Raw genomic sequence first — 16247 nt, 5'->3', positions numbered from 1 at the left:
TTGATAGAAATGCCTAGTTTTTATGAAAAACCGTTGTTTCGGTATCCCATCTATGCATTGATTGCATTGTCAATCATCATAATCCTCATCAGCATTTACTTTAACTGGCTGATAGGAGCTATCGGCGTTGTGCTGCTCGCCGTGATCTTGTTTTTCATTAAGCGTGCGGATTCTCTGATCAGAAAAGAAATTGACGATTATATCTCCACGTTATCGTATAGATTGAAAAAAGTAGGCGAAGAGGCATTAATGGAAATGCCTATCGGGATTATGCTGTTTAATGACCAATATTACATTGAGTGGGCGAATCCGTTTTTGTCTTCCTGTTTTAATGAAAGCACGCTCGTCGGACGCTCGCTGTATGACACATGCGAGGCCGTCGTGCCGCTGATCAAGCAGGAGGTCGATTCGGAAACGATCACCTTGAATGAGCGGAAGTTTAAAGTAGTGATTAAAAGAGATGAGCGCCTGCTTTATTTCTTTGATGTGACAGAACAGATTCAGATTGAAAAGCAGTACGAAAATGAGAGAACCGTGCTGGCATATATCTTCTTAGATAACTATGATGACGTCACACAGGGGCTGGACGACCAAACGAGAAGCACGATGAACAGCCAGGTCACCTCATTATTAAATGCGTGGGCGCAGGAGTACGGCATTTTCCTGAAACGGACGTCCTCGGAGCGGTTTATCGCGGTGTTAAATGAACACATTTTAACGGAGCTTGAAAACGCGAAATTTTCGATTTTGGATGAAATCCGAGAAAAAACATCCGTTCACACTGTATCTTTGACCCTCAGCATCGGGATCGGCGCATCGGTTTCTTCCTTGAAGGAGCTTGGAGATCTGGCGCAGTCCAGCCTCGATTTGGCTCTCGGCCGCGGAGGCGACCAAGTGGCGATCAAAATGCCGAACGGCAAGGTGAAATTTTACGGCGGCAAAACAAATCCGATGGAGAAGCGCACAAGGGTGCGCGCCCGGGTGATTTCTCACGCGCTCAAGGAGATTGTCTCAGAAAGCAGCAATGTCATTATCATGGGGCACAAATTTCCTGATATGGACGCGGTCGGAGCCGCAATCGGAATATTGAAGGTGGCGCAGGCCAACGGCAAAGAAGGCTACATCGTCATTGATCCGAACCAGATCGGATCAAGCGTTCAGCGCCTGATTGAAGAAATTAAAAAATATGAAGAGCTGTGGTCGCGGTTCATCACGCCGGAAGAGGCGATGGAAATTTCAAATGATGACACGCTGCTTGTCGTCGTTGATACACATAAACCGTCCCTTGTGATGGAAGAGCGTCTCGTGAACAAAATCGAGCACATCGTTGTGATTGACCACCACCGCAGAGGCGAGGAATTTATTAAAGATCCGCTGCTCGTTTATATGGAGCCATACGCTTCATCCACCGCAGAACTCGTGACGGAGCTGCTTGAATACCAGCCGAAGCGGCTCAAAATCAATATGATTGAAGCGACGGCCCTGTTAGCTGGTATAATAGTGGATACGAAGAGCTTTTCCCTTCGCACGGGCTCGCGGACGTTCGACGCCGCTTCTTATTTGAGAGCGAAAGGCGCAGATACGGTTCTGGTGCAGAAAGTTCTCAAAGAATCCGTCGGTTCTTATATCAAGCGGGCGAAACTGATCCAGCATACGTCTCTTTATAAAGAACATATCGCGATTGCTTCTCTTCCTGAGAACGAAGAGGAGTACTTTGACCAGGTGCTGATTGCGCAGGCGGCTGATTCCCTCTTATCGATGAGTGAAGTGGAAGCTTCATTTGCGGTAGCCAGACGGGATGAGCATACGGTGTGCATCAGTGCGAGATCGCTGGGCGAGGTCAATGTGCAGATTATTATGGAAGCGCTGGATGGCGGAGGGCATTTAACCAATGCGGCAACCCAGTTATCGGGCATTTCTGTCTCAGAAGCGCTCGTCCGGCTGAAGGAAGCCATTGATGAATATTTTGAGGGAGGCGTTCAGAGATGAAGGTTATTTTCTTACAAGATGTAAAAGGTAAAGGAAAAAAAGGCGAAATGAAAAACGTAGCAGACGGTTATGCACATAACTTTCTCATTAAAAAAGGCCTCGCTGTCGAAGCAAATGCGACAAACATCAGTGCATTGAAAGGACAGAAAGAAAAAGAGAAAAAAGAAGCGATTGCCGAGCTTGAAAGAGCGAAAGATTTGAAAGAAACGCTTGAACAGCTGACTGTTGAGCTGAGTGCCAAATCCGGTGAAGGCGGCCGTCTATTCGGATCTGTCACAAGCAAACAGATTGCAGAAGCGCTGCAAAAAACGCATAAGATTAAAGTGGATAAACGGAAACTGGAGCTCCAAGACGGTATCCGCACACTGGGATATACAAACGTTCCTGTAAAGCTGCACCCTGAAGTTCAGGCTGTGCTGAAGGTTCACGTAAAAGAAGAAGCGTAAAATACAATGAAAAACCCGCCGATCCGGCGGGTTTTTTTCATGTCAGCAGACGGCGCAGCGCAAGAAAATGATGAGATTGTTTCATTTCCGATCGTTACCAGATTGCATATTATATTACATCATAACGAAGGATGTGTCGGTATGAAACGATTTTTTTCTGAAACATATTTTAATCATCCGGAGAATAAAAAGGCGCTGGAGCACTATCCGCTGATCGGTGACGGAAAAGACGGGGAAGTCTATCGTTTAACACACAACAAATGCGTAAAGTACTTCTTTGAAAAAGGGACATGCAAGAAGGAATTGGCAGCTTTAAAGACCGGACAAGGTTCCCCGGTGATTCCAAGACTGTATGAATACGGAGATCGTTATATTGTGATGGAATACATCCAAGGCACCTCTCTTGCCCGCCATATCAAACAAGAAAAATCCCTGTCCGTCAAACTGACTGCTGATATTTTAAATATGCTGGATGAATTAAAAAGAATCGGTTTTACCAGATGGGATGCCGAAATCAGGCACATTCTGATCAATGAATACGGAAATCTTAAGGTCATCGACCATAAAAGAGCTTTTTCCGCCATTACCCGGTTTCCCGTAAAACTATTAAAAGGACTGGACAAATACGGCTTGGCGGATGAGTTTTTGAACACTATAAAAAAATTAAATCCGTCACGTTACCTGGAATGGCAGCCGCACATGTAAGTTTCTGAAAATCCGCATATGTAAGTTTCCTTTTTTTAGGGTCGTCATATGATATTTGTAACATTTGTTTGGTGGAGTGTGGAAAAAATGGCAGAATACATTATGGTTATCGGCGCTCATCCCGATGATGAACTTTTGGGAGCAGCGGGCACCATAAAACGGCTGATCAATGAAGGATATAAAGTGATTTCCATTATTACGGCATTAGGAAGAAAAGAAGAAGCTCATCATATTAAACAATTAGGCGAACGCGCGAATCAAGAGCTTGGAATTGAGAAAGTCATCTTTTTGGAGCATACGAATTTAGAGCTGGAATGTATCCCGCTTCATAAGCTTGTCAAAGAATTAGAGCAGCTCATTCGCGTCTATCAGCCTGATAAAATCTTTACACATCATTACGGCGATATCAATATGGACCACCAGAGAACATTCCAAGCAGTTTTAACAGCCGCCAGACCGCTTCCGAATCAAAAGCCTATCGAACTGCTTACGTTCGAAACGCTATCTTCAAGCGAGTGGGAGAGGAATACGGCTGATAAACTCTTCAAACCTAATTACTTCGTTAACATCACAGACACAATGGATGCCAAACTCGCGGCGCTTCACCACTATGACGTAGAAATGAGGGATTACCCTCATCCCCGTTCATATGAAGGCGTTAAACATTTAGGAAGAGTCAGAGGGATGACGGCGGGTGTAGAATACGCTGAAGCTTTTGAAGTCGTGCGGAGGATCTGGAAATGATCAAGACATTTTCCGTCCCGTATCCGTATATGGTTCAGACGCTTGACCGCTACTACGGGGTCAAAACGCGCCCGCAAAAAAAGGCGGCAGTAAAGACACAGTTGAAACATGAACATCATATTCCGCGGTTATACAGGAAAAAAAAGAAGTTATCCATTTTGATTGCCACGTTTTGGGACTACCCGCACACGGGCGGTTTATCAAACTATATTAAAACGCTTAGTGAAGGCCTGAAGAAGAGGGGTCATAAGGTGGATGTCATCTCCCCTAATCTGTTTCCGTCCGCACAGGTAAAAGAACTGCGGGCGGCTGTTGTTCCGAAATTAAAAGATTTCTTTAAGGACAGATATGGGGATTATAACAATCATATTTTGAAAAATAATCGGCTGATGTTTATATACGAGCAAATGCTTCAAAAGATTCATTTGGAAAGATATGATGTGTTTCATGCTCAAGATTTATTTACAGCCAATATATTAGGCAGATTCAATCAAATCTATAAGAAACCTTTATTTTTCACACCGCATGGCATGTTTACTTTCAACAGACTTAAATTTCACATCTTTAAAAAAGGATCGGTAGAAGAGTTTTATTATAAAAAACTAGAGATGAAAGCCATTGAATACGCAGATCGCCTGATTATTATCAGCGATACGTTCCGCAGCCCGCTCATGAAGCTCGGAGCCGAACAGGAAGACATGACAACGGTGATCACAGGAATCGATTACGATGCAAAAACAGGCGGGAAAAGAAAAATCCCGCTGCCGAAAAATAAGATCATCATCTCGTGTATTGCAAGATTAGGCCCGAGAAAAGGACATAATCATTTGCTTGACGCACTTTCACGAATTCCGTCTGATGTGCTTGAACATGTTCAAGTGCTGATCGCGGGCGACGGAGAGATGAGGAGCGCCTTAGAGGAACAGGCTCGAAAACTGAATCTATCTATGGTCTCCTTTTTAGGAAAAAGAGATGATGTTCCCGCTATTTTGAATATGACGGATATATTCGTACTGCCGACCATTAATGATAGTCTGCCCATCTCGATTATTGAAGCGATGTTCAGCGGCTCGGCTATCATCGCGACCGATTGCGGGGGTATTCCGGATCTGATCCGTCATAACAAAACGGGACTTATTGTCGAGCCCGGAAATGCAAAGGTTCTTGCCCGGGCTTTAGCGTTTTTTATCTCTAACAAATCTGCGCGGGAGAAGGCTGCTTCAAACGCAAAGGCCTACGCGGAGAAATATTTAAGCAGTGAGACGATGATAAAAAATATCGAATCGATTTATCAAAATACCAACAGCTCGGAGGGAGAACATGAAACATGAACATGCAGCCGTTGTACTTGATTTCAGTGCAAACGGGATTGGGATCATTCGCAGTCTGGCCCGAAGAGGAATCGATGTTTACGCGTTTGACACGGAGGGACCTTATCGTATCGGAAAATCAAGATTGGCAGATTGCGGGATATGTCCCAGCCCTTTAACACAAGAGGAAGAACTGCTGACATTTCTGACTGATTTCGGGAAGCGATTCCAAGCAAAGCCGGTTCTGTACGCAGGATCTGATGATTATGCGGGATTTATATCTAAATTCCGCGAGACATTAGCCGGTTTTTTTTTATTTTTGCTCCCGAGCCACTCTCTGTTAGAAACGGTCTTAGATAAAAGCAAAGCATATGAATTAGCGGTCAAGCATCACATCCCCTGCCCGAAAACCTTTTTTCCGAACAACCAGGATGAGCTGGAAGAAGCCATCGCCAATATTGACTTCCCGTGTATTTTAAAACCGGTGGCCGGCCATGAATACAGAAAAAAAGTAAACAAAAAAGCAATTGTAATGAAGGATGCAGCACAATTGCGCAAGGAGTTCAGCTCCTACAGAGAAAATGGAGAACTGCTCGTGCAGGAGATCATCCCCGGAGACAACCAGTGTTTTTATAAAGTCGCCACTTTTTATGATGACCAAATGAAATTAATGGGCCTATTCTCTCTGCAAAAGAACCATCAATTCCCTGCTGATTTTGGCGCGGGGGCCCACGTCGTCAGCAAACGGCTTCCTGATTTAATCGAGAAAACCCTGCCGTTTTTTGAAGCGATTCAGCTGAAGGGAGTAGGCATGGCGGAATTTAAAAAGGATCCCCGGGACAATGTTTACAAGTTTATCGAAATTAATCCGCGCTTTTGGCTCAGCCATAGCCTGACAGAACCGGCAGGCGTTCATTTCGTTTACATGTACTATCTGTATTTGACCGGGCAGCATGTGAAGCCCCAGCTCGAACAAAAAGACGGAATCAATTGGATTTATGAGGTGCGTTATTTCTTAACGTTTTTGAAGAAACGAAAAAGAGGAGAAATGACGTTCCGGGATTTTTGGAAAGGGTGTAAAGGAAAAAAAGAGTACGCTCTTTTTGCTTGGAATGACCCGATGCCATTTATCAGAAACACTTGGTCTCATCTCAAAAACAGCTGGAAACGGAAGCGGAAGGAAGATCGGCATGTATGAAAAGGAGATTTTGTATGGCGCATTTCAAAAACTGAGAATTGACGAAAAACTGTCGTATTCGTTCGGTGAAAGGGCTGCGGTGAATCCGGATGACATCACTTGTCTGAAATCAACAGACAGAAGCTCCATTTATAAACTGTTTGTAAAGAAAAAATCCGGAACTGTTCCGCTGATATTGAAGGTGTATAAATCTTCCCGTGAAAAAAACAAGATCGAGATTAATATATACGGGAAAGCCCGTTCTGTTTTAGGGGATTTGCTGCCGGATATCTATCTTATAGAAGAAAGTGACCATGAAACGTGGATATTTATGGAGTTTGTCAGCCAGATCAGGGGACAGCTTACATTTCACCCGAAGCATTTCAAGTATATTATTCCGTCTGTCGCAGAACTGCACAGCCGCACCTTTGAAAACAAGAATATTTCTGACGGTAAATGGCGGTCGTGGCTGCCGGTATATGAATCGGAAACCATGAGAAAAGGGCGTAAAAAGCAGATCAAAAAGACAGCGGAATTATTGGATAGAGCGCTTAAAGATGAGCGCACAAAAGATATCGTGAAGCCTCATTATCGGCAAATCACAAACTTGCTTGAGCAGGAGGAGCCGAATTTTTCCCCTGAATTGATACAAAACGGCTCAGCCATCACACACGGTGATCTTCATATGCAAAATATCTGCACCCACGATGCGTCCGGACATGAACCGTGGGATATTCAATTCATCGATTGGGAATCAGCAAAATACGCGCCGGTTTGGTTTGATATGACGGTGCTGGTTGAAATTCTGCTTGGCTTCAGAAAAGATTGGAGCCGGCACGCAGAAGATATTCGTACGTCTTGCGTAAAAGTGTATACGAAAGAAATGAAAAAGCGGGGCATTCATTTTCAGACCCCTCCTATGACGCTTTATAAAATGGCTTATTTGCAGAGAACACTTGAGAAAGGGCTTCATACCCAATTGCGGAGAATCTTCGACAATCGGGGAGGAGAACTGCTGCCGTATCATGTTGACAAAGTGTCAAAATGGGGACGGGAATTAGGATTATAAGTTTGAGAGAGGGGGAGCGGATGTGAAAGAAGAGATCGGCAAGCCGAACGGTCTGGTGCCTCTAGCCTTATTGCGCGCCATGGATCAATTTTACGGGATCGAACATCAAAGTGAGCCAGAGATGCTGTATTCGTTCTGTGCGGAAGGAAAAAGCTCCCCCAAACGAAAAAAGCCATTGCGTATTCTGTACGCAACCTTTCTCCGTTACCCGAATGTCGGAGGGTTGGCGAGCTATATCACATCAATTAAGACGGGTTTTGAGCGCATCGGTCATCAGGCGGATGTCATCTCGCCGCTCCAAATGCCGCCATCTTTTTTTCAGGAAGATATCCCGCGGGCCGCTGACGAGATCAGAGCGTTTCTTGTTGGCAGATACGGCGCCGCAAACGAAAAGTTTGTGAAGAATCTCAGCTATTTACATGTCTTTCAAAGATTTTTGAAGGAGAAAGACTTAGAACAATATGACCTGTTTCACGCGCAGGATTTATTTGCGGTATTTTTGCTGGGATACCTTAATCAAACGTATCAGCGTCCTCTTTTTTTCACGCCGCACGGACATTTTACGAAAAGCCGGATGAAGTTTCATAAAATCCAAAAGGGTTCAATAGAAGAGGCATATTTCAGTGAAATAGAAAGGCAGGGTATTCGGGCTTCGGATAAAATCATTACAATCAGCGACTCCTTTCACGAGCCCTTGCTGGAGTACGGAGCGAAGGAGGCTCAGCTGACGACTGTTCATACCGGCATTGATATTCAGGATGCCCCTGAGTCCAAACGTGCTGAAAAGCTCGTGATTGCGTGCGTTTCCCGTCTGACCGAGCGAAAAGGACATGATGTGATGCTGGACGCTCTCGCCCGCATCCGGCACCATTTATCCGGAGTTGATATATGGATCATCGGAGACGGAAACATGAGAGGGTTTCTGGAAGAGAAGAGACGGAAACTGGGTCTCACAAATGTGTTTTTCTTCGGAAAACGACGTGATGTGCCGGCGCTTTTGGCTGAATCATCTATATTTGTCCTGCCGACATTGAATGATAATTTCCCTATAGCGATCATCGAAGCGATGTTCTCAGGTCAAGCCATTGTCGCAACTGACTGCGGAGGAATCCCTGAGATGATCCGGCATGAGGACACAGGGCTTATCTGTCAGCCCGGCAACAGCCGCGAACTTGCTGATGCTCTCGTAATGCTGATTACGGATCAGTCTCTCAGGGAACGGCTTGGAAAAGAAGCGCGCTCCTATGCCGGCCGGCATCTGCGTCAGGAACTGATGGTTTCAAAAATAGAAAGTATTTATCAATCATTTTTCTGAATGATACCGGCGCCGCATGGCAGGTGCTTCCAAGAGCAAAATAAAGAGGCCGGCGTTTAACTATCCAGCCTCTTTGCGAACTATTTTTTCATCTCATACAGAGTCTGCTGACTTTGTCCGCCCGGGCCGCCTGTCATTCCTTGCCGGGCTGAGGTTGTTTTTCCGGTGCTGTATTGGTCAGCTGAGATTTTTGTGCCGTTCTTTTTAATCCATGAGACAAGCTTCGTGTTGCCTGAACTGTTTCCGGATAATAAGAAATACTTCACTTTTCCATCATCAACAAGTTTTTTCAGCTGTGAGACGGTTAAAATCGGATCGGTTCCGTTAAAGCCTCCGAGTGCCATGACTGATTCATTCGTATGGATGATATAAGGCGCCGCAGTCACCGTGGTGAGCGTTGCAAACAGATATTCCTCACCGGTCTGATGTTTTTTCAAATAAGACAGCAGGCCTGTATCCACTTCAGAGGTGAACATATTGACGCCGTTTGAGCTTTTCAGCTGCGGGCCGGATTCAGGTATGACGCTGTTTCCGCCGTAAAGGATCGGCGTGGCTGACCAGTACAGCGGCGTGAGCATCAACACACACATGGTGATCACGGTCAGTTGTCTGCCGAACGGCTTGTGTTTCATCACAATGAGGGCAATGACAGTGCCGAGCCCCAACAGTCCGAGGATGTACATCCAAGCGCTGCCGATCTGGTTTGTATACCCGCTTACGATGAAGACTTGAAAACCGGCGGTGAGAAAGACACCCGCAGGCAGCAGCCAGCCCGTCCAGCCTTTATCATGCTTGTATAAATCATATAAGGCCCGCCAGCCGATTCCGGAAAGGGCTGCGATCGGAGGCGCCAGCATGATTAAGTAGTACGGATGGAAAAAGCTTGCGATGCTGAAGAAACCGGCGGCAGGCACAAGCCATGCTGTCCAAAACATCGTTTCTTTCATTTCCTCCGCTTTTTCCCGGCGGTTTCTGTACCAGCTGATGACGGCGCCGAACAAACCGGTGAGCGCAAAAGGCAGCATCCAGCTGATTTGCCCCGATAATTCAGATTGGAAAAGCCTGAGCGCACCCGGGGTACCGTTGCCGTACATGTTCATACTCATGCTTTTGCCGCCGCCGGGGCCTTGTGAGCCGCCGTTTTGTGCTGGAGGAGTTCCGCTTCCTTGCGGTAAGGCCGCGTTCTGTCCGGATGGCTGCCGGGGCATTTGAACCTGCCCGTTTTTTCCCTGAGGAGCGCTGCCGCCCATTGCCGGGCTGTTCGTTCCCGGAGGCTGCATGCCCATCCCTTCCTGCATCACGCTTTTTCCGCCGGTCATGCTGCCGTGAGAAAGGCCCGTCGTCTGCCCGAGCAGCCGTTCCGTTATATCCGAATGCCAGCTCCAGCACGGAGTTTGTCTGGCTGCTGCCGATATAGGGACGGCTTGATGCGGAAATGGAATCAACGGCTGCCGCCCATGAGACGGAGAGCGCCAGGAGAACGGCTGAAGAAGCGAGAAGTGAGATCAGTTTTTTCTTAATGGATGTGTGTGATGCAATGAGATAAAAAAGCAGAAAAGCCGGAAGCACGATGTAGGCCTGCATCATTTTCATATTAAAAGCAAGACCGACAAGGGCGAATGCAGATAAGAGCCAAATGATTTTGCCGCGTTTCACCGCGCGCATCAAACACCAGGAACCGAGAAGCAGTGTAAAGACGAGCATGCTGTCGAGATTATTCGTCCGGCTGACGGCCGCCGCAATCGGCGTCAGCGCCATGACAAAAGCGGCGATTCTGGCCGCGCCCGTGCCGAACGAAGGCTTTATCATGAAATACAGCAGCAGAACGGAACCGAGCCCCGCCAAGGCCTGAGGAAGAATCACGCTCCATGTATGTACGCCGAAGACCAAAGCGAAAATCGTTTGAATCCATAAAGCGACAGGCGGTTTGTCTACCGTGACAAAGCCGGACGGGTCAAAGGATGCGTAGAAGAAGTTGTGAAAGCTTTGCGTCATGCTTTTGACGGCAGCCAAATAATACTGGTTGGCGGCATCATCCTGCCAAATGCCGTACATATTCAAAGCCGCCGCTGCTGATAAAATACCGATAAGAACGATGTCCAGTCGTTTTGTTTTCAATGGTTTCACCTCTTTTGTGACCCCATTGTAAAAAATAAATATGAAAAAGTTATGAATAAATGATAACGATTCAAAGAATGTTTTACCAAAATTTTCTTCACGAAAAAAAGAGGCGGAAAGCCATCGCTTCCGCCTCCCGCACATATATATGAGAGAGCAGCCTTTATTTGTGATCGTTCTCTTTTTGGATTTCAGCTAATTTGGCAAGCAGAATGTGCTGAGGCATGTGCATGATTCTTTCAAGCGGCATATTCAGTGATTCTGCGAGTTTTTGCGCCGTTTCGGCGGAAATTTGCAGCGGTTTCATGTGATCACTCCTTCCGTTTCTTTATTGTACTAAAATCAAAATTCTATCGTAAGAGGATATGACAAAGAAATGGAGGTTTGATAAGCCTGGCTTTATAACAGAATGGGGGAGGTTTTTTATGCAATCGCCATTGATGTTATTACAGCTGAAGCTGGCTGATTATCAGAAAAAGGCCGCAGAACTGCGGACAATTGACGAATTTATCATACTTAAACAGACATTGCAGGACATGATGAAAGTATTTGCCGCCTGTGAAGAATGGGATCTGTATCAAAAAACGGCTGATCTCATGGCGCAGACGGTGCTGCATATCCGCTTCATCGAATAAGAAAAGCCCTCGCGCGGGCGAAGGCTTTTCTTAAAAGGAACGTTCCTCTTCAATGTTTTTATGCTGATCATAAATGACAAGCTTAGCCGGGCTGTTCTCTTTCGCCGTCTGCTCCGCTTTTTCGATTGCCGCGTCCTTTGATGTACAAAGAGCCGTCGGCGCCACATTTTCTGCCTTCACAAACCATCCGTCTGCATCAATACTTGGTGTTACTGCATATGTCTTCATCCTTCTTCCCTCCTGGGTTTGGTTTGTTTATTTGTTTCCCGGCATTCGGAACGGCAAAACACATAACCCTCTCCTGAGAAATACAGGGAAAGTGATATTTTTCTATTCTTTTTCATGAGAAATGGTAAAATGGAGTTTGGATATTTTTTAAGGAGAGGACGGTGCTTAGCATGACAGACCTTCTGAATGATCGGCTGCCGCCGCAAAACATAGAAGCTGAGCAGGCCGTGTTAGGTGCTGTTTTTTTACAGCCGTCTGCGTTGACACTGGCTTCTGAAGTGTTGATTCCGGATGATTTCTACAGAATGTCACATCAAAAAATTTACAATGCCATGCTCGTGCTCGGAGACCGCGGCGAACCGGTTGATTTGATCACGGTAACGTCAGAGCTTGCGAATACCGATTTGTTAGAAGAGGTGGGAGGCGTTTCTTACCTGACGGATATCGCGAATTCCGTTCCGACAGCGGCTAATATAGAATATTACGCGAAAATCGTTGAGGAAAAATCCATTCTCCGCCGTTTAATCAGAACGGCGACCTCGATCGCCCAAGACGGGTATACGCGCGAGGATGAAGTTGAAGATCTATTAAGCGATGCGGAAAAAACGATTATGGAGGTCGCGCAGCGAAAAAATTCGGGTGCCTTCCAAAATATTAAAGATGTGCTTGTGCAAACATATGACAATATTGAGCAGCTTCACAACCGGAAAGGCGATATTACCGGGATTCCGACCGGCTTTATTGAGCTTGACCGGATGACGGCGGGTTTCCAGCGAAATGATCTCATCATTGTCGCAGCCCGTCCATCCGTGGGGAAAACGGCGTTCGCCTTAAATATTGCGCAAAACGTGGCCACCAAAACGGATGAGAGCGTCGCGATTTTCAGTCTTGAGATGGGAGCCGAGCAGCTTGTCATGCGTATGCTCTGCGCCGAAGGGAATATTAACGCCCAAAATCTCAGAACGGGAAATCTGACGGAAGAAGATTGGGGCAAGCTGACGATGGCGATGGGAAGCCTGTCAAACAGCGGTATCTTTATAGATGACACCCCAGGCATCCGCGTCAGCGAAATCCGTTCAAAATGCCGCCGGCTGAAGCAGGAAAACGGATTGGGCATGATTTTAATTGACTACTTGCAGCTCATTCAGGGAAGCGGCCGTTCAAGCGACAACCGCCAGCAAGAGGTATCGGAAATTTCACGGGCGCTAAAATCGCTGGCACGGGAGCTTGAAGTTCCGGTCATCGCCCTGTCTCAGCTCTCCCGGGGTGTTGAGCAGCGGCAGGATAAACGTCCGATGATGTCAGATATCCGTGAGTCAGGAAGTATTGAGCAGGATGCCGACATCGTCGCCTTCCTGTATCGTGATGATTACTATGATAAAGAATCGGAAAACAAAAACATCATCGAAATCATTATCGCCAAACAGCGTAACGGTCCGGTGGGCACCGTCTCACTGGCTTTTGTGAAGGAATACAATAAGTTCGTAAACCTGGAAAGACGCTTTGATGACGGCGGTGTTCCGGCAGGTGCGTAAAGCCTCAAGCAATGTCTTGAGGCTTTTTTTCATCCGAAAGAATGAGAGAATGCCGTCCGTTCTGCAGTCGATAAAAAGAAAGCGCTTTTATATAATGGCATCAAGGGAGGAATGATGATGACAATTGAATTTCCGCAATTCCAAGCGGCGCAAATCCGGATTGCCCGGCCGACCGGACAGCTCAAAGAAATCATCAGGTTTTATGAAGAGGGCCTCGGACTGAAGAGGGTCGGCAGCTTTTCCGGACATAGAGGCTACAGCGGCGTCATGTTCGGCCTGCCTCATACGCAACATCATTTAGAATTTACCGAAGAAACGGGCGCGTCTCAGCCGGCGCCCGTTCCGCACGGCGACAGCCTGCTTGTCTTTTACATCCCGGATTCTCAGGAGGTCATTCGCATCAGCACGAGGTTAAAACAGATGGGATATGAAGAGAAAAAATCCGAAAATCCGTACTGGGAAGAAAAAGGCGTGACCATCGAAGATCCTGACGGCTGGCGGATCGTTCTGATGAATACAAGCGGCATATAAATGACTGTCTGAAGAACCCGGGGTACGGGTTCTTTTTCATGTTAAAGTATGAAAGTTTCAGGAGTAATAGATAACAAATGAAAGAGAAAACGCTTTTAAACATAGTTAAGGCGAACAAATATAGAATGATAAGATTTTAATGTTCGGATTTACGATTGACTTTCTGTTTCGGCACTGATACACTTAATTTGTTTGAATGAGATATCGTTTTGAAAGGTTAACGGAGGTGCACGGATATATGTCTTCAGTAGTCGTAGTAGGTACGCAGTGGGGCGATGAAGGAAAAGGTAAAATTACAGATTTCCTATCAGAAAATGCAGAAGTGATCGCACGTTATCAAGGCGGAAACAATGCAGGACATACCATCAAGTTTGATGGCGTCACATACAAGCTTCATTTAATCCCATCAGGAATTTTTTATAAAGAAAAAGCGTGTGTCATCGGGAACGGAATGGTTGTTGATCCGAAAGCGCTCGTAACGGAGCTTGCGTATCTTCATGAACGCAATGTGAGCACGGATAACTTGAGAATCAGCAACAGAGCCCACGTGATTCTTCCGTATCATCTGAAACTGGATGAAGTAGAGGAAGAACGCAAAGGGGCCAATAAGATCGGCACAACGAAAAAAGGCATCGGACCTGCTTATATGGACAAAGCGGCGCGTGTCGGCATTCGGATCGCAGACCTGCTAGATCGCGACGTGTTTGCAGAAAAGCTTGAGCGGAACCTTGAAGAGAAGAACCGTCTTCTTGAAAAAATGTATGAAACGGACGGCTTCAAAATTGAAGATATTCTGGATGAGTATTATGAATACGGCCAGCAGATTAAAAAGTATGTATGCGATACATCCGTCGTCTTAAATGACGCGCTGGATGAAGGCCGCCGCGTCTTATTTGAAGGCGCTCAAGGGGTTATGCTTGATATTGACCAAGGGACATACCCGTTTGTCACTTCATCTAACCCGGTCGCCGGAGGGGTGACGATCGGTTCAGGCGTAGGCCCGACAAAAATTCAGCACGTCGTCGGTGTATCGAAAGCGTACACAACCCGTGTCGGTGATGGTCCTTTCCCGACTGAGCTGAAAGACGAAATCGGAGATCAAATCCGTGAAGTCGGACGCGAATACGGCACAACGACAGGACGCCCTCGCCGAGTCGGCTGGTTTGACAGCGTTGTTGTCCGCCACGCCCGCCGCGTCAGCGGAATCACAGATCTTTCTCTGAACTCAATTGATGTGCTGACTGGCATTGAAACGCTGAAGATCTGTGTCGCTTACCGCTATAAAGGTGAAGTGATTGAAGAATTCCCGGCAAGCCTGAAAGCTCTCGCTGAGTGTGAACCGGTCTATGAAGAAATGCCTGGCTGGACGGAAGATATTACAGGCGCAAAAACGTTAAGCGACCTTCCTGAAAACGCGCGCCATTATCTGGAACGCGTGTCTCAGCTGACAGGTATTCCGCTTTCTATTTTCTCTGTCGGTCCTGACCGTTCACAAACGAACGTCATTCGCAGTGTATACCGTGCTAACTAAGCATTTGCAGCAGACAAGCCTCCGTGACCGGAGGCTTGTTTTTTCATGTAGGAAAAAAATAATAGATTTTTTTCAAAAAAGTAGTTGCCACTTTCGAATATTCTATGATATTATAAATCTCGTTGTTACGGAACAGCTTCAATAGAGTACTGCAAGAAAGCTTTTGTCTGAATGCTCTATGATACATAATCCGACACATCAGGAGCCATTAGCTCAGTTGGTAGAGCATCTGACTTTTAATCAGAGGGTCGAAGGTTCGAGTCCTTCATGGCTCACCACTTTTTATGGCCCGTTGGTCAAGCGGTTAAGACACCGCCCTTTCACGGCGGTAACACGGGTTCGAATCCCGTACGGGTCATTGATTTACTTTAGCGTTATTGCTAACTCCTTATTTGTCCTCGGAGGGCCGCCACGATACGGCTCTCCGGACAAATTACTGTAAGGTCCGGTAGTTCAGTTGGTTAGAATGCCTGCCTGTCACGCAGGAGGTCGCGGGTTCGAGTCCCGTCCGGACCGCCATTTTACTTTACTTTATAGTATAGAAAAGAAACATCTGGCTCGGTAGCTCAGTTGGTAGAGCAACGGACTGAAAATCCGTGTGTCGGCGGTTCGATTCCGTCCCGAGCCACTTACCCAAACGCATCTGCAATAGTAGGTGCGTTTTTTCTTTTGTTATAAAAAAAGGGAGAGCCGGCTTTTCAGCCGGCCCAGAAGAAGACGTCAAACACTAGACGGCGTTTTTTTTCGTGAGGTTTCAAAAAAATATTATTTTTTAAAAGAAAATAAAAAACATGACAAAAGGATGGCAGTTCAATACGTTTTTGCGCTGTTCTCTTTAATTTTTTTATCTTTTGACCTGAAACCGTTATAATAGACGGGGAACGTTTTTCACGATCCGAATTGTGATCATCATG

14 protein-coding genes, 4 tRNA genes and 1 pseudogene are annotated in these 16247 nt (G+C 46.3%); 16 read left to right on the top strand and 3 right to left on the bottom strand.

Going from position 1 to position 16247, the window contains the following annotated elements; all coding sequences use genetic code 11:
• Positions 1-9 precede the first annotated feature (9 nt).
• From NYE50_RS21505 to NYE50_RS21470, 8 genes are all read left to right on the top strand, one after another.
• Positions 10-1989 (top strand): DHH family phosphoesterase, encoded by a 1980-nt coding sequence (locus NYE50_RS21505; protein WP_007407911.1) that lies wholly within the window; start codon positions 10-12, stop codon positions 1987-1989.
• Positions 1986-2435, top strand: coding sequence for a 50S ribosomal protein L9 (gene rplI, locus NYE50_RS21500; protein ID WP_004393063.1), 450 nt, complete (start codon positions 1986-1988; stop codon positions 2433-2435). Before NYE50_RS21505 ends, rplI begins: the two co-directional genes overlap by 4 nt.
• A gap of 6 nt (positions 2436-2441) precedes the next feature.
• The gene (locus tag NYE50_RS21495; protein ID WP_159353665.1) at positions 2442-3140 is read left to right on the top strand and encodes a kinase; all 699 of its coding nucleotides are present in this window, start codon (positions 2442-2444) and stop codon (positions 3138-3140) included.
• Positions 3141-3227: 87 nt separating this feature from the next.
• Positions 3228-3884 (top strand): PIG-L deacetylase family protein, encoded by a 657-nt coding sequence (locus tag NYE50_RS21490; protein ID WP_004393067.1) that lies wholly within the window; start codon positions 3228-3230, stop codon positions 3882-3884.
• A complete protein-coding gene (locus NYE50_RS21485) occupies positions 3881-5215 on the top strand; it encodes a glycosyltransferase family 4 protein (RefSeq protein WP_159353664.1) in 1335 nt (444 codons plus the stop codon). The genes NYE50_RS21490 and NYE50_RS21485 overlap by 4 nt, the downstream gene beginning before the upstream one ends.
• On the top strand, positions 5205-6392 hold the full coding sequence (locus tag NYE50_RS21480) for a carboxylate--amine ligase (protein WP_025285573.1): 1188 nt from the start codon (positions 5205-5207) through the stop codon (positions 6390-6392). Before NYE50_RS21485 ends, NYE50_RS21480 begins: the two co-directional genes overlap by 11 nt.
• Positions 6385-7440 carry a phosphotransferase gene (locus NYE50_RS21475; RefSeq protein ID WP_159353663.1) on the top strand — a complete coding sequence of 352 codons (1056 nt, stop codon included), beginning with the start codon at positions 6385-6387 and terminating at the stop codon, positions 7438-7440. Before NYE50_RS21480 ends, NYE50_RS21475 begins: the two co-directional genes overlap by 8 nt.
• A gap of 22 nt (positions 7441-7462) precedes the next feature.
• Positions 7463-8755, top strand: a complete 1293-nt coding sequence (locus NYE50_RS21470) for a glycosyltransferase family 4 protein (RefSeq protein WP_029973026.1) — start codon at positions 7463-7465, stop codon at positions 8753-8755.
• An 80-nt stretch (positions 8756-8835) separates the two neighbouring features.
• Here NYE50_RS21470 and NYE50_RS21465 read toward each other — a convergent pair.
• A pseudogene (locus NYE50_RS21465) lies at positions 8836-10873 on the bottom strand (glycosyltransferase family 39 protein).
• Positions 10874-11036: 163 nt separating this feature from the next.
• Entirely contained in the window at positions 11037-11180 is a 144-nt protein-coding gene (locus NYE50_RS21460) for a YycC family protein (protein ID WP_014306172.1), read from the bottom strand.
• Between the two features lie 118 nt (positions 11181-11298).
• On the opposite strand from NYE50_RS21460, the gene NYE50_RS21455 reads away from it, so the two are divergent.
• On the top strand, positions 11299-11508 hold the full coding sequence (locus tag NYE50_RS21455; protein ID WP_224988724.1) for a hypothetical protein: 210 nt from the start codon (positions 11299-11301) through the stop codon (positions 11506-11508).
• 30 nt (positions 11509-11538) lie between these two features.
• Here NYE50_RS21455 and NYE50_RS21450 read toward each other — a convergent pair whose 3' ends face one another.
• Positions 11539-11736: a DUF2188 domain-containing protein gene (locus tag NYE50_RS21450; RefSeq protein WP_224988725.1), complete on the bottom strand. Its 198-nt coding sequence runs from the start codon at positions 11734-11736 to the stop codon at positions 11539-11541.
• Positions 11737-11906: 170 nt separating this feature from the next.
• On the opposite strand from NYE50_RS21450, the gene dnaB reads away from it, so the two are divergent.
• The 7 genes from dnaB (at position 11907) to NYE50_RS21415 (ending at position 15961) form a co-directional block, all read left to right on the top strand.
• Complete coding sequence (gene dnaB / locus NYE50_RS21445) at positions 11907-13271, top strand: replicative DNA helicase (RefSeq protein ID WP_016937368.1); 1365 nt, start codon at positions 11907-11909, stop codon at positions 13269-13271.
• Between the two features lie 117 nt (positions 13272-13388).
• A complete protein-coding gene (locus NYE50_RS21440; protein WP_159353660.1) occupies positions 13389-13802 on the top strand; it encodes a VOC family protein in 414 nt (137 codons plus the stop codon).
• Positions 13803-14040: 238 nt separating this feature from the next.
• Complete coding sequence (locus tag NYE50_RS21435; RefSeq protein WP_159353659.1) at positions 14041-15333, top strand: adenylosuccinate synthase; 1293 nt, start codon at positions 14041-14043, stop codon at positions 15331-15333.
• Between the two features lie 202 nt (positions 15334-15535).
• Positions 15536-15611, top strand: a tRNA-Lys gene (locus tag NYE50_RS21430).
• A gap of 8 nt (positions 15612-15619) precedes the next feature.
• A tRNA-Glu gene (locus NYE50_RS21425) sits at positions 15620-15691 on the top strand.
• A gap of 84 nt (positions 15692-15775) precedes the next feature.
• Positions 15776-15852: transfer RNA gene (locus NYE50_RS21420), tRNA-Asp, on the top strand.
• Between the two features lie 36 nt (positions 15853-15888).
• A tRNA-Phe gene (locus NYE50_RS21415) sits at positions 15889-15961 on the top strand.
• The last annotated feature ends 286 nt before the right edge of the window (positions 15962-16247 follow it).

This window comes from Bacillus sp. EU55 (genome assembly GCF_038005925.1).
In the GTDB taxonomy this organism is placed as follows: domain Bacteria; phylum Bacillota; class Bacilli; order Bacillales; family Bacillaceae; genus Bacillus; species Bacillus velezensis.
This window is presented reverse-complemented; position numbering and strand designations above follow the sequence as displayed.

Excerpts from the sequence above, each read along its gene's own strand:
- NYE50_RS21460 (WP_014306172.1), bottom strand. The coding sequence starts at position 11,180 with ATGAAACCGCTGCAAATTTCCGCCGAAACGGCGCAAAAACTCGCAGAA.
- NYE50_RS21440 (WP_159353660.1), top strand. The coding sequence starts at position 13,389 with ATGACAATTGAATTTCCGCAATTCCAAGCGGCGCAAATCCGGATTGCC.
- dnaB (WP_016937368.1), top strand. The coding sequence starts at position 11,907 with ATGACAGACCTTCTGAATGATCGGCTGCCGCCGCAAAACATAGAAGCT.
- NYE50_RS21495 (WP_159353665.1), top strand. The coding sequence starts at position 2,442 with ATGAAAAACCCGCCGATCCGGCGGGTTTTTTTCATGTCAGCAGACGGC.
- rplI (WP_004393063.1), top strand. The coding sequence starts at position 1,986 with ATGAAGGTTATTTTCTTACAAGATGTAAAAGGTAAAGGAAAAAAAGGC.
- NYE50_RS21490 (WP_004393067.1), top strand. The coding sequence starts at position 3,228 with ATGGCAGAATACATTATGGTTATCGGCGCTCATCCCGATGATGAACTT.
- NYE50_RS21435 (WP_159353659.1), top strand. The coding sequence starts at position 14,041 with ATGTCTTCAGTAGTCGTAGTAGGTACGCAGTGGGGCGATGAAGGAAAA.
- NYE50_RS21455 (WP_224988724.1), top strand. The coding sequence starts at position 11,299 with ATGCAATCGCCATTGATGTTATTACAGCTGAAGCTGGCTGATTATCAG.
- NYE50_RS21485 (WP_159353664.1), top strand. The coding sequence starts at position 3,881 with ATGATCAAGACATTTTCCGTCCCGTATCCGTATATGGTTCAGACGCTT.
- NYE50_RS21480 (WP_025285573.1), top strand. The coding sequence starts at position 5,205 with ATGAAACATGAACATGCAGCCGTTGTACTTGATTTCAGTGCAAACGGG.
- NYE50_RS21475 (WP_159353663.1), top strand. The coding sequence starts at position 6,385 with ATGTATGAAAAGGAGATTTTGTATGGCGCATTTCAAAAACTGAGAATT.
- NYE50_RS21505 (WP_007407911.1), top strand. The coding sequence starts at position 10 with ATGCCTAGTTTTTATGAAAAACCGTTGTTTCGGTATCCCATCTATGCA.
- NYE50_RS21450 (WP_224988725.1), bottom strand. The coding sequence starts at position 11,736 with ATGAAGACATATGCAGTAACACCAAGTATTGATGCAGACGGATGGTTT.